Source organism: Nocardia sp. NPDC055029, from assembly GCF_053608525.1.
The window spans coordinates 74,164-86,210 of sequence record NZ_JBSGVQ010000035.1 but is presented as its reverse complement, the minus strand read 5'-3'; the positions used below and the strand labels follow the sequence as shown (position 1 = coordinate 86,210).

The following is a 12,047-nucleotide window of genomic DNA, read 5'->3' as shown; positions in this document are numbered from 1 at the left end:
AAGCGGAACCAATAATAATATTGGCACTGACATTCATCGACACACTATTGAGTTCTCAAAGAACACACGCACAAGCTTCTACCCACAACATTTCGTAGGGGCTTCCGCAGGGCAACTGTTCCAACTTAGCGCAGACAACCCAACCGAAGCAAGTTCGGAAGGAGTGAGTCTGGCTAGATGATCAATCAGGCGCTCAGCGTCACCTCGTCGGTGTCCGTGTCGCTCTGACTCGAATAAAGTTACGCACCGACGAACGCGAAGTCAAATCGCCTGGTCAGACAGGCTATTTCGGCGTATCGACGCGTTCGACCTGTCCACCGAGCGCTTGCATCTGCTCAACGAACTTCGGGTAGCCGCGGTCGATGTGGAAGACATCGTGGACTTCGGTGACGCCGTCGGCGACCAGACCGGCCAGCACCAGGCCGGCGCCGGCCCGGATGTCGGAGGACCAGACCGGCGCGCTGGACAGGCGCGGGATTCCGCGGACCACCGCGTGGTGACCATCGGTGCGGGCGTCGGCGCCGAGCCGGATCATCTCCTCGACGAAGCGGAAGCGCGCCTCGAAGACGTTCTCGGTGATCATCGAGGTGCCGTCGGCGATGGCGGCCAGGCCGATCGCCATCGGCTGCAGGTCGGTCGGGAAGCCGGGGAACGGCAGCGTCGCGAAGTTCACCGCACGCGGGCGCTCCGGCTGGACGACGCGGAAACCGTTGGGCTCGTAAGAGATTCGCGCGCCTGCCGAGCGCAGCTTGTCCAGGACCAGCGCCAGGTGCTTGGGGTTGACCCCGGTGACGCGGACATCGCCGGTGGTCATCGCGGCGGCGATGCCCCAGGTGGCGGCGACGATGCGGTCACCGATCACCCGGTGGGTGGTCGGCGAGAGGCTCTTCACGCCCTGCACGGTCAGCACCGAGGAACCGGCACCGTCGATCCGCGCACCCATCTGCACGAGCATGGTGCACAGGTCGACGATGTCGGGCTCGCGCGCCGCGTTGTCGATGACCGTCTCCCCCTCGGCCAGCACCGCGGCCATCAGGATGTTCTCGGTCGCGCCGACGGACGGGAAGTCGAGGCGGATCCGCGCGCCCTGCAGCTCGTCGGCGCGGGCGACCACGCAACCGTGCTCGATCTCGCTGGTCGCGCCGAGCAGGCGCAGGCCCTGCTGGTGCATGTCCAGCGGCCGCGAGCCGATCGCGTCACCGCCAGGTAGCGCGACGACCGCGCGCTTACAGCGCGCCATCAGCGGACCGAGCACACACACCGAGGCGCGGAACTGGGTCACCGCGGGGAAGTCGGCGTGGTACTTGGGCTCCGGCGGGGTGACGATCGTGCAGACCGAGCGATCGCCGCTCTCGTCGTCGGAGATCGTCACGTCGCAGCCGAGACCGCGCAGCACCTCCGCCATCAGCGGGACATCGAGGATGTCCGGGCAGTTGGTGATGGTGGTCGTGCCCTCGGCCAGCAAAGCGGCGGCCATCAGCTTCAGCACGCTGTTCTTCGCGCCGCCGACCGCGACCTCGCCGACGAGCTGATTACCGCCGGAGACCAGAAACCGTTCGCTCACACCGCCAGCTTATCGACCGTTGCCCGGCGACACGCCCCCCGACGCCAAACCGACCGATCCTGGCGCCACCGAGTCGCTTTCAGCGCTCGGCTCCGCCGCCCGGATGCCACAGGACATCGCCCTCGGGATTGGTCGCACGGCTCAGGATGAACAGCAGGTCCGACAGGCGATTGAGGTATTTGGCCGGCAACACGCTGGTGTCGTCGGGGTAGGCATCGACCGCGGCCCACGCCGAACGTTCGGCGCGCCGGACCACGGTGCGTGCTGTGTGCAACAGTGCGGCAATCGGCGTGCCGCCCGGCAGGATGAACGAATTCAGCGGTGCGAGACCGGCGTTGAACTCGTCGCACCACTTCTCCAGCCGATCGATATAGGGCTGGGTGACGCGCAACGGCGGGTACTTCGGCTCCGCCACCACCGGGGTGGACAGGTCGGCGCCCGCGTCGAACAGGTCGTTCTGGATCTGGCGCAGCACCGCGAGCACGGCGGGTTCCGGCGCGCCGAGCGCCACCGCGACACCGAGCGCCGCGTTGGCCTCGTCACAGTCGGCGTAGGCGATCAGCCTGGCATCGGTCTTGGGTACCCGTGAGAAGTCGCTCAGGCCGGTGGTGCCGTCGTCACCCGTCCTGGTGTAGATCCGCGTCAGATGAACGCTGGACCGCCTCCCCGGGTCTTTCGCCGGTCGTGCGTGCTCAGCAGCTGGGTCGTCGGGTTGCCGGTTGGGCTGTGCATCCATTTCGGGCGTGCCCGACGAGTTACCCATGTACTTGCCTCGCTCAGCTGTCGCGTTTCAGGTGTGCTCGCTCAGAGCTGGCCCTTGCGGTGGGCACGGTCCGACGGCCGCGACTCCACCCAGGACAGAAAAGCCGCCCTCGATCCGCGGTCGAGGGCAAGCTCGAAACTGCCCTGCGGATCGGTGACGGCTACTACCACGATGTCGTCGCTCATGATGTCGAACTCATCGCCCTGCGGCTGCCTGCGTTCGACGATCTCGAGGCCCTGCCGGTGCACGGTGCTGTCCGGACCGAACTTGAGACTGGTCAATTTGAAGAAGACGAGCCGGTCCTCGTCGTAGCGAATGAGTCCGTGCCGCCAGCCTTGGCCACCGCGCGCGGGCAATACCCGCAGCAGCGCGGCCGTGCCGCCCCGGCGCAGCATCACCAGCCGGTAGGTCGATGCACCTGCTACGAACACGAGCGTCAGCACCAGAATGATCAGGAGAACCATCCCGGTTTGCAATGCCGCACGCCCTTTCGCTCAGATGGTGTCGAAGACACCCCCGTCGCCATTCAATCACGCCCGGTCCGCGCGACTCCGGCGGGACCGGTAAACCCCCGAAAACGACACTGTCGGCGACGAACCGGAGTTCGTCGCCGACAGATGTCTGGTGTTCTCGCGATCAGTGCTTCGCGGCAGCCTCGACGGCACGCACCTGGGCCTGGGCCACACGCAGCGCCGTGTCGGACGCGCCCGAATCGGCCAGCACCTTGCGTGCCGCGTCGACATCGACCTCACCCGAGAGGTCCGCGGACTCGGCGAGCACGCGCACGGTATCGGCGGTCACCGAGAAGAAACCGCCGTGCACCGCCGCGACGATCCGCTCGCCCTCGGTCGACACGATGGACACCGTGCCGCCCTCGACGAGCTGACCGAGCAGCGGCTCGTGGCCGGCCATGATGCCGATCTGACCTTCGGTGGTCTGCGCGCTGACGAACGAAGCCTGGCCGGACCAGAGCTTGCGTTCGACCGCTACGAGATCAACTGTCATCTCCGCCATGGTGGACTACTTCCCGGCGATCTTCTTCGCAGCGGCCTCGACGTCGTCGAGACCACCGCAGGAGTTGAACGCCTGCTCCGGGAAGTGGTCGAACTCGCCCTTGCAGACGCGATCGAAGTCGTCGATGGTCTGCTCCAGCGGCACGACCGAACCCGGCTGACCGGTGAACTTCTCGGCCACGATGAAGTTCTGGCCGAGGAACTTCTCCAGACGACGGGCGCGGCCGACGAGGACCTTGTCCTCTTCGGAGAGCTCGTCCATACCGAGGATGGCGATGATGTCCTGCAGCTCCTTGTACTTCTGCAGGATCCGCTTGACCTCGTTGGCGACCCGGAAGTGGCGCTCGCCGACGATCGAAGCCTCGAGGATACGAGAGGTCGAGGTCAGCGGGTCGACGGCCGGGTAGATGCCCTTCTGCGAGATCGGGCGGGAAAGCTCGGTCGTCGCATCGAGGTGGGCGAAGGTGGTCGCCGGCGCCGGGTCGGTGTAGTCGTCGGCGGGGACGTAGATCGCCTGCAGCGAGGTGATCGAGCGACCACGGGTCGAGGTGATGCGCTCCTGGAGCTCACCCATCTCGTCCGCCAGCGTCGGCTGGTAACCCACGGCTGAAGGCATACGACCCAGCAGGGTCGAGACCTCGGAACCGGCCTGGGTGAAACGGAAGATGTTGTCGATGAAGAGCAGCACGTCCTGGTGCTGGACATCGCGGAAGTACTCCGCCATGGTCAGCGCGGACAGGGCCACGCGCATACGCGTGCCCGGCGGCTCGTCCATCTGGCCGAAGACGAGGGCGGTGTCCTGGAGGACGCCCATCTCTTCCATTTCCAGGTGGAGGTCGGTGCCCTCACGAGTACGCTCACCGACGCCCGCGAACACCGAGGTGCCGGAGAACTCGCGAGCGATACGGGTGATCATCTCCTGGATCAGAACGGTCTTGCCGACACCGGCACCACCGAACAGACCGATCTTGCCGCCCTTGACGTACGGGGTCAGCAGGTCGATGACCTTGACACCGGTCTCGAGCATCTCGGTCTTACCCTCGAGCTGGTCGAAGCTCGGGGGCTTGCGGTGGATGCCCCACTGCTCGCCGTCGCGGCCGAGGCCGGGCGAGTCGAGGCAGTCACCGAGGGCGTTGAACACGTGGCCCTTGACGATGTCGCCGACGGGCACCGAGATCGGCTTGCCCGAGTCGACGACGGCCGCGCCACGGACCAGGCCGTCGGTCGGCTGCATCGAGATGGTGCGCACGATGTTGTCGCCGAGGTGCTGGGCGACCTCGAGGGTCAGGGTCTTGGCCACCGACGCCAGCTTGATGTCGGCGTTGAGAGCGTTGAACAGCTCGGGGATGGCGCCACGCGGGAACTCGACGTCCACGACGGGGCCGATGACACGGACGACGCGGCCGGCGGCTGCGCCTGCCTTACTCGCGTTGTCCTGAGTGACAGCTGCGGTCATTAGATTGGTTCTCTTCCTGCGCTTCTAGTCGCGGTCCGAGCTCGACGCCAGCGCGTTCACGCCGCCGACGATTTCGCTGATTTCCTGCGTGATCTGGGCCTGACGCACCGAGTTCGCCTCGCGCTGGAGCACACTGGCCAGCTCGTTGGCGTTGTCGGTCGCCGCCTTCATTGCGGTGCGCCGAGCCGCGGACTCGGATGCCGCTGCCTCGAGCAACGATGAGTAGATACGCGTGTTGATGTACTTGGGCAGCAGAGCACCCAGCAGCACATCGGCGTCCGGCTCGAATTCGTACTGCGCCGTGACCACCGCGTTCGGCGAGTCCGACATGATGTCGTCGCCGAGCTCGAAGTTCTCGTCGACGAAGCTGACCTGGATCGGCGCCAAGCGGCGCACCTCCGGGTTCTGGGTCAGCATCGAGACGAACTTGGTGTACACGATGTGCAGCTCGTCGACGCCCGCGATGGTTCCGGTGCCGTCCAGCGAGGGAACCTCGGTGTCGGAGCCGGCCATGAAGGCCTCGACCAGGTGGCCGCACGCGGCCGACGCATCGGTGTACTTCGGCTGCTGCGAGAAGCCGGTCCACGACGCCTGGAACGGACGGTTGCGGAACTTGTAGTACGTGAGGCCCTTGTTGCCCATCACGTACAGCACCGGCTCCTTGCCCTCGCCACGCAGGGTGGTCATGAGCTCCTCGGCGCGCTTGAGCACGTTCGAGTTGTAGCCGCCGCACATACCGCTGTCACTGGTGATCACCAGGACGGCCGCGCGCTTCGGGTTGGGGCGCTCGTTGAGCAGCGGGTGCGCCAGGTTCTTCGACGCGCTCGCCAGCTCACCGAGGACCTTGGTGATCTCCTCGGCGTACGGCTTGGCCGCCGCAACCCTGGCCTGGGCCTTGGAAATTCGCGAGGTCGCGATCAGTTCCTGAGCCTTGGTGATCTTCTTGATCGAATTCACACCACGAATGCGGGAGCGCAATTCACGCAAACTTGCCACTAGCGGTTCACACTCCCTTCATTCGCCAGATCGGAATATGCCGACATCAGTCCTGACCCGGCTTACTTGTCGACGTGCTTGCGGGTGACCGACAGCGACTCGACCTCTTCGTGGTCCAGATCGCCGGCGGCGGCCTCGTTCACGACACGGCTGCCGTCGGAAGCCAGGAAGCCTTCCTTGAACTTGTCGGTCTCCGACTTGATCGCGTCGGCGGCCTCGCCGTCGAGCGGCTTGCGGCCACCCTCGAGCGCGTCGAAGGACGACTGGGTCGCGCTGTGCAGGTGCTCCAGCAGCTCGGCGGTGAAGCGACGCACGTCGCCGACCGGCACCGAGTCGTAGTAGCCGGCGTCGACCAGGTAGATCGAGACGACCTGATCCTCGACGGCGACCGGGGAGTACTGGTTCTGCTTGAGCAGCTCCACCCAGCGGGCACCACGCTCGAGCTGGGCCAGCGAGGCGGCATCCAGGTCGGAGGCGAAGGCGGAGAACGCCTCCAGCTCGCGGTACTGCGCCATTTCCAGACGCAGCGAACCGGCGACCTTCTTCATGGCCTTGGTCTGGGCGGCGCCACCGACACGGGAGACCGAGGTACCGACGTTGATCGCCGGGCGGACACCCTTGTTGAACAGGTCGGACTCGAGGAAGACCTGGCCGTCGGTGATGGAGATGACGTTGGTCGGGATGAACGCCGAGACGTCGTTGGCCTTGGTCTCGATGATCGGCAGACCGGTCATCGAGCCGCCGCCCATCTCGTCGGACAGCTTCGCGCAACGCTCCAGCAGACGGGAGTGCAGGTAGAAGACGTCACCGGGGTACGCCTCGCGGCCCGGCGGACGACGCAGCAGCAGCGAAATGGCGCGGTAGGCCTCGGCCTGCTTGGTCAGGTCGTCGAACACGATCAGGACGTGCTTGCCCTGGTACATCCAGTGCTGGCCGATGGCCGAACCGGTGTACGGGGCCAGCCACTTGAAGCCGGCGGAGTCGGAGGCCGGGGCCGCGACGATGGTGGTGTACTCCATCGCGCCGTGCTCCTCGAGCGCGGTCTTGACGCCCGCGATGGTGGAGCCCTTCTGGCCGATCGCGACGTAGATGCAGCGGACCTGCTTGGTCGGGTCGCCGGTCTCCCAGTTCGCCTTCTGGTTCAGGATCGCGTCGACGGCGACGGCGGTCTTGCCGGTCTTGCGGTCGCCGATGATCAGCTGACGCTGGCCGCGGCCGATGGCGGTCAGCGCGTCGATCGCGGTGATACCGGTGGCCAGCGGCTCCTCGACCGGCTGGCGCTCCAGCACGGTCGCGGCCTGCAGCTCCAGCACGCGGCGGTCGTCGGCTTCGATCTCGCCCAGGCCGTCGATCGCCTGGCCGAGCGGGTTGACGACGCGACCGAGGAACTTGTCACCGACGGGAACCGACAGCACGTCGCCGGTGCGGCGGACCTGCTGGCCCTCCTCGAGCGAGGCGTACTCGCCGAGGATGACGGCACCGATCTCGGTGTCCTCGAGGTTCAGCGCGACGCCCAGGACGCCGCCCGGGAACTCGAGCAGCTCGTTGGCCATCGCCGAAGGCAGACCGCTCACGTGCGCGATGCCGTCGCCGGTGTCGGTCACGAGGCCGACTTCTTCGATGGAGGTTTCCGGGGTGTAGCTCTGGGTGTAGCTCTCGATCGCGCTACGGATCTCGTCGGAGGAGATCGTCAGCTCCGCCATGTTGTTCCTGCTCTCGCTGTGGTCTCGAATGTCGGGGGTTGGAGTAAGGCCGCGTGGTGTGTCCGTCAGGACAGCGCCCGGCGCAGCTTCTCCAGTCGGCCGGTGGCGCTGCCGTCGATGACGTCGTCTCCGACGCGCACGACGACGCCGCTCAGCAGCGTCGGGTCGACCTGCACGTGCACGGTGACCGGCTTGCCGTAGATCCGCTGCAGGGAAGCCGAGAGCTTCTCCTTCTGCTGATCTGTCAGCTCGACCGCGGCATGCGCGTGGGCGACGATCTGGTCACGACGGGCCGCCGCCAGATCGGACAGGGCGTCGAAGGCGACGCCGATGTTGTTGGTCCGCAGTCGGGTCACCGCCTGCTCGGCCAGCGTCAGGGTGATCGGCTCGGCCTTGCCGGTCAGCAGCCGCTCGATCAGCTCACGCCGGGCCGGTGCCGGCTTGCCCTGATCGGACAGTGCCTGCTCCAGCTGCGGGTTGTCGGCGATGATGCGTCCGAGCCGGAACAGCTCGTCCTCCACCGCGTCCAGCCGGCCACCGACGGCGGCCGACTCCAGCAGAGCCTCCTGCCCGAGCAGCACCAGGGTGTCGACCAGATCACGGGTGCGCGACCAGTTCTGCGCCACCGCGGTGGTCAGCACTGCCTGCGTGGCAGCGCTGACCTTGCCGCCGAAGATCCGCTCACTGAGTTCAGCGCGCGCCGAACCCGGCACCGACACGTCCGCGAGCGCCACACGCAGCGAACGCTGGTCGTCCAGCACGGCGACAACGGCGAACAGTTCCGACCCCGTTGTGGCCGCAACAGTTTCGCTTCCGGTCAGAGCGGCCCGAAGCGCCTCCCGAGACCGGGAGCTGGCCTCGCGGCTCGCTGCGTACATGCTTCTCACTTTCGCGTCGTTACCTTCCGACCCCGATGGCGTCGGTGTCGTCGAGTTCGCTGAGGAACTTGTCGATCGACGCCGACTGCTTCGCCTCGTCCGAGACAGACTGGCCGATGATCTTCTCGGCCAGGTCGACGGCCGTGCGGCCGACCTCGGAACGCAGCTCGGTCAGGATCTGCTGGCGCTGGGCTTCCAGCTGGGAGTGACCGGCGGCGACGATACGGTCGCTTTCGGCCTGGGCATCCGTGCGCATCTGCGCGAGGATCTGCTGACCCTGGGTGCGCGCATCCTCGCGGATACGTGCGGCCTCGAGCCGGGCGTCGGCGAGCTGCTGCTGGTACTGCTGCAGCGTCTGCTGTGCCTCCGCCTGGGCTGCTTCGGCCCTGGCGATACCGCCTTCGATCTTGTCCGTGCGCTCTTCGAGGGTCTTGGTCACACGTGGGATCACGTACTTCCAGAAAAGCAGACCGACGACGATGACACAGACGATCGACCAGACGATGTCGTACGTTTCGGGGACGAGAGGATTCACTTCCTCTCCCCCTTCAGCGGCGAGCATCATGATTTCGCGCATCGGAATCAGAAGATGAAGCCGGCGACGAGGCCGATCAGCGCCAGGGCCTCGGTGAACGCGATACCGAGGAACATGTTGGTACGGATCTGGCCGGACAGCTCGGGCTGACGCGCGATGCCCTCGATGGCCTTACCGACGACGATACCCACGCCGATGCCGGGGCCGATCGCGGCGAGACCGTAGCCGATGGCGCCGAAGCCACGGAAGGTGCTCTCGGTGGTCGCGGCTTCCTGGGCCAGGTAAGCGAGGCTCATGAGTCTGTTTCCCTTTCTGTTGCTCACCCGCCGGTCGGCGTGTGTAGCAGGTTTCCCGTAGTTGTGGTTTCAGTCAGGTCAGTGGTCGGCAGCGTGCTGCGACTGCGCGATGTACACGGCGGCCAGCAGCGCGAAAACGTAGGCCTGCAGGAAGATGACCAGCAGCTCGAACAGCGTGAAGCCGATGCCGGCGAGCAGCGAGAACGGCGAGAAGATCTTCATCCACGCGGTGGCGTCGAACAGGAAGAACCAGGTCGCGCTGAAGAACAGCACCAGCATGATGTGTCCGGCCAGCATGTTGGCCATGAGACGGACGGTCAGCGTGAACGGGCGCAGAACGAAGGTCGAGATGAACTCGATCGGGATCAGCAGCACGTGCAGCGCGATCGGCACGTCGGGGACGACGATGCTGTGCCGGATGTAGGAGAAGAAGCCGTACTTCCGGATGCCGACGTAGTTGTAGGCGATGTAGACGATCGCGGCCAGGACCAGCGGCATGCCGATTCGCGCGTTCGACGAGATGTTCAATCCCGGAATGACACCGGAGAAGTTCAGAAAGAGAACCGTAAAGAAGATCGTCGCCAGCAGCGGAAGGAACTTCTTGCCGGTTTCCTTACCGAGCACCTCGTCGGCGATCTGCTCCTTGACGAAAACCACACCGGTCTCCATCACGTTCTGCAGGCCGCGCGGGACGATCTTCGGCGAGCGGAAAGCCAGCAGGAAGACGACCACCAGAACCGCGGTCATCAGCAGCCGGACCAGCATCAGGCGATCGAGTTCGAACGGCGTACCCTCGAACAGCACTGCTGGAGGGAAGAAGTCGGACAGCGATGGCGCGTGGAACTCGCCCGCCGCCAAAGTGATGACGCTCAGCGTTCTCTCCCGTGTTCGGGCCGCGGGTACGACGGTCATTCCCGCGGTTCGATCGGACATTGACGATCAATGGGGTCGACTCTGGTCGGCTCGAAATTCGACAGTTGCCTATACAGCGTGTAACCGTATGACTTCTGTTCGGGCGTCGGCGACATCGTCGACATGCTTCAACCGGGCACATTCCACCCGGATCGGCAGTAAGCATAGCGGCACCGGGCAGGATCTAGGCGATCCCCCCTGGTAACCCGAGGCAAAGCCCTGAGTTGGTCGGGCCGCGCCCCTAGCTTGGGTGCTTGCTTACCAACACTTTACCAAGCTATCTACGACAGTGTGTAGCTGGGTGGGATTATTCCTGCTCGGAAGCCGTTTCGTCGTCTCCCGCGCGTGTCGTGACGTACGGAACCTTCTGGCTCACAACGCCATACGTCTCCGCACCGAGGACGATCAGCAGGGCACCGACCACGGTGAAGAACAGCGCTGGCCTGCTGTAGAAGTCGAACTGGTTGAGCACGGCGATGACCAGCAGCGCGACCAGCATTTTGCCGACCCAGCTGACCAGCATGACCAGGCCGGCCGTGCTCGGCGGCAGCTTCGCGCCGAGCAGCACCGCGATGACGGTGGTGAGGATGAACCCACCGCCGATGGCGGCGCCGAGCAGAGCGCCCCACAGACCCGGCGTTCCGGCCACCGCGGTGGCGATCACGACCGCGGCGACCACGAGGACGCCGAGGCCGATCAGGCCGTAGCGCAGCGCGGCACGCAACGGGGCGTCGGGGCCTGGCACGGTTTCCGGTGTAAAGCTCACGGGCCGCACTTTACCAAGCGGCCGGAGTTCACCGGTTCGCCGACTCCACCCGGCGCATCGATGGGATCGCGGTCACTACCAGCGCGAACACCAATCCACCCGCAACCAGCAACACCACGAGTCGCCGATCCATCAGCGATGTTCCCACCGCGCCGAAGGCGAGCACGCCGACCCACAAATAGATCAACAGGACCACGCGTCGCTGGGAATGTCCGATCTGTAGCAATCGGTGATGAAGATGCATTTTGTCCGGTGTGGAGAAACTCACGCCAGCGCGCACGCGGCGCACGATCGCGAGCAACAGATCCAGCACCGGAATGAACATCACCGCGCCGACCAGCAACAGCGGTGAGAGCAAACCGACAATGTCGCGCGGGCCGTAGCCCTGCAGCGGAATTCGGCCGGAGGCGCCGGTGGAAACCGCCGCCAGCATCAAACCGATCATCATCGAGCCGGTATCGCCCATGAAGATTCGGGCGGGCGAGAAATTGTGCGGAAGGAATCCGAGGCAGGCGCCGGCCAGCGCGGCGGCCAGCAGCGCGGGTGGATAGGTGTCCACCGAGCCGCCCTGGTCGTAGAGCAAACCGACGGAGAACACGAAAACCGCGACGGCGCAGATCAAGCCGAGCCCCGCCGCCAAACCGTCCAGACCGTCGACGAAGTTCATCGCGTTCACGAGCGTGACGGTGATGCCGACGGTCACCAGACCGCCCTGCAGCGCGTCGAGCACCACGGTGGAATCGTTGAACGGGTCGTAGATCACGTACCAGCTCAGGCCCATCACGGCCATCACGCCCGCCGCGGTGACCTGCCCGGCGAATTTGGTGAGCGCGTCCAGGCCCCAGCGGTCGTCGACGATGCCGACGAGCACGATGATCGTCGCCGCGACCAGCACCGCCGGAATATCGGGCGCGTAATCGAAACCGCGCCGCAGGGCGGGCAATTGGTGCGCGAACAACACCGCGGCGACGACACCGACATACATGCCGACGCCACCCATCCGCGGAATCGGCTTCACGTGCACATCGCGCTCACGCGGAATCGCGACCGCGCCGAAGCCGATGGCGAGCACCCGGACACCGCCGGTCGCCAGGAAGGTCACCGTGGCCGAGACGAGCAGCACGAGCACCAGCTCGCGCAGGGGAACGACTGAGCTCATGGGAGG

The 12,047-nt window shown here is 65.7% G+C and carries 13 protein-coding genes; all 13 read right to left on the bottom strand.

Annotation, left to right across the window (positions count from 1 at the left end):
* Positions 1–283: 283 nt before the first annotated feature.
* The 13 genes from murA to ACWF9G_RS26090 all read right to left on the bottom strand — a co-directional run bounded on the left by murA (position 284) and on the right by ACWF9G_RS26090 (position 12,041).
* Complete coding sequence (gene murA, locus ACWF9G_RS26150; RefSeq protein ID WP_379310300.1) at positions 284–1,564, bottom strand: UDP-N-acetylglucosamine 1-carboxyvinyltransferase; 1,281 nt, start codon at positions 1,562–1,564, stop codon at positions 284–286.
* Positions 1,565–1,643: 79 nt separating this feature from the next.
* Positions 1,644–2,327: a cob(I)yrinic acid a,c-diamide adenosyltransferase gene (locus ACWF9G_RS26145; RefSeq protein WP_452518510.1), complete on the bottom strand. Its 684-nt coding sequence runs from the start codon at positions 2,325–2,327 to the stop codon at positions 1,644–1,646.
* Positions 2,328–2,368: 41 nt separating this feature from the next.
* Positions 2,369–2,791 carry a DUF2550 domain-containing protein gene (locus ACWF9G_RS26140; protein WP_189031140.1) on the bottom strand — a complete coding sequence of 141 codons (423 nt, stop codon included), beginning with the start codon at positions 2,789–2,791 and terminating at the stop codon, positions 2,369–2,371.
* A 172-nt stretch (positions 2,792–2,963) separates the two neighbouring features.
* Positions 2,964–3,341 (bottom strand): F0F1 ATP synthase subunit epsilon, encoded by a 378-nt coding sequence (locus ACWF9G_RS26135; protein ID WP_452518508.1) that lies wholly within the window; start codon positions 3,339–3,341, stop codon positions 2,964–2,966.
* Positions 3,342–3,347: 6 nt separating this feature from the next.
* On the bottom strand, positions 3,348–4,796 hold the full coding sequence (atpD, locus tag ACWF9G_RS26130; protein ID WP_452518506.1) for a F0F1 ATP synthase subunit beta: 1,449 nt from the start codon (positions 4,794–4,796) through the stop codon (positions 3,348–3,350).
* Between the two features lie 24 nt (positions 4,797–4,820).
* On the bottom strand, positions 4,821–5,792 hold the full coding sequence (locus tag ACWF9G_RS26125; RefSeq protein ID WP_452518504.1) for a F0F1 ATP synthase subunit gamma: 972 nt from the start codon (positions 5,790–5,792) through the stop codon (positions 4,821–4,823).
* 62 nt (positions 5,793–5,854) lie between these two features.
* Positions 5,855–7,495 carry a F0F1 ATP synthase subunit alpha gene (atpA, locus tag ACWF9G_RS26120; RefSeq protein WP_452518502.1) on the bottom strand — a complete coding sequence of 547 codons (1,641 nt, stop codon included), beginning with the start codon at positions 7,493–7,495 and terminating at the stop codon, positions 5,855–5,857.
* A 65-nt stretch (positions 7,496–7,560) separates the two neighbouring features.
* The gene (locus tag ACWF9G_RS26115; RefSeq protein ID WP_452518501.1) at positions 7,561–8,373 is read right to left on the bottom strand and encodes a F0F1 ATP synthase subunit delta; all 813 of its coding nucleotides are present in this window, start codon (positions 8,371–8,373) and stop codon (positions 7,561–7,563) included.
* Positions 8,374–8,392: 19 nt separating this feature from the next.
* Positions 8,393–8,950, bottom strand: coding sequence for a F0F1 ATP synthase subunit B (locus ACWF9G_RS26110; RefSeq protein WP_379039558.1), 558 nt, complete (start codon positions 8,948–8,950; stop codon positions 8,393–8,395).
* A gap of 5 nt (positions 8,951–8,955) precedes the next feature.
* Entirely contained in the window at positions 8,956–9,204 is a 249-nt protein-coding gene (locus ACWF9G_RS26105) for an ATP synthase F0 subunit C (RefSeq protein ID WP_189031126.1), read from the bottom strand.
* Between the two features lie 78 nt (positions 9,205–9,282).
* The gene (atpB, locus tag ACWF9G_RS26100) at positions 9,283–10,137 is read right to left on the bottom strand and encodes a F0F1 ATP synthase subunit A (RefSeq protein ID WP_189031124.1); all 855 of its coding nucleotides are present in this window, start codon (positions 10,135–10,137) and stop codon (positions 9,283–9,285) included.
* 286 nt (positions 10,138–10,423) lie between these two features.
* On the bottom strand, positions 10,424–10,891 hold the full coding sequence (locus ACWF9G_RS26095; RefSeq protein WP_189031122.1) for a hypothetical protein: 468 nt from the start codon (positions 10,889–10,891) through the stop codon (positions 10,424–10,426).
* Positions 10,892–10,910: 19 nt separating this feature from the next.
* Entirely contained in the window at positions 10,911–12,041 is a 1,131-nt protein-coding gene (locus ACWF9G_RS26090) for an MraY family glycosyltransferase (protein WP_189031120.1), read from the bottom strand.
* Positions 12,042–12,047: the final 6 nt, after the last annotated feature.

What these genes read in the sequence shown, in the direction of transcription:
- ACWF9G_RS26145 (WP_452518510.1), bottom strand. Translation starts at nt 2,327, where the DNA reads ATGGGTAACTCGTCGGGCACGCCCGAAATGGATGCACAGCCCAACCGG.
- ACWF9G_RS26140 (WP_189031140.1), bottom strand. Translation starts at nt 2,791, where the DNA reads ATGGTTCTCCTGATCATTCTGGTGCTGACGCTCGTGTTCGTAGCAGGT.
- ACWF9G_RS26135 (WP_452518508.1), bottom strand. Translation starts at nt 3,341, where the DNA reads ATGGCGGAGATGACAGTTGATCTCGTAGCGGTCGAACGCAAGCTCTGG.
- atpD (WP_452518506.1), bottom strand. Translation starts at nt 4,796, where the DNA reads ATGACCGCAGCTGTCACTCAGGACAACGCGAGTAAGGCAGGCGCAGCC.
- atpA (WP_452518502.1), bottom strand. Translation starts at nt 7,495, where the DNA reads ATGGCGGAGCTGACGATCTCCTCCGACGAGATCCGTAGCGCGATCGAG.
- ACWF9G_RS26115 (WP_452518501.1), bottom strand. Translation starts at nt 8,373, where the DNA reads ATGTACGCAGCGAGCCGCGAGGCCAGCTCCCGGTCTCGGGAGGCGCTT.
- ACWF9G_RS26110 (WP_379039558.1), bottom strand. Translation starts at nt 8,950, where the DNA reads ATGCGCGAAATCATGATGCTCGCCGCTGAAGGGGGAGAGGAAGTGAAT.
- ACWF9G_RS26105 (WP_189031126.1), bottom strand. Translation starts at nt 9,204, where the DNA reads ATGAGCCTCGCTTACCTGGCCCAGGAAGCCGCGACCACCGAGAGCACC.
- atpB (WP_189031124.1), bottom strand. Translation starts at nt 10,137, where the DNA reads ATGTCCGATCGAACCGCGGGAATGACCGTCGTACCCGCGGCCCGAACA.
- ACWF9G_RS26090 (WP_189031120.1), bottom strand. Translation starts at nt 12,041, where the DNA reads ATGAGCTCAGTCGTTCCCCTGCGCGAGCTGGTGCTCGTGCTGCTCGTC.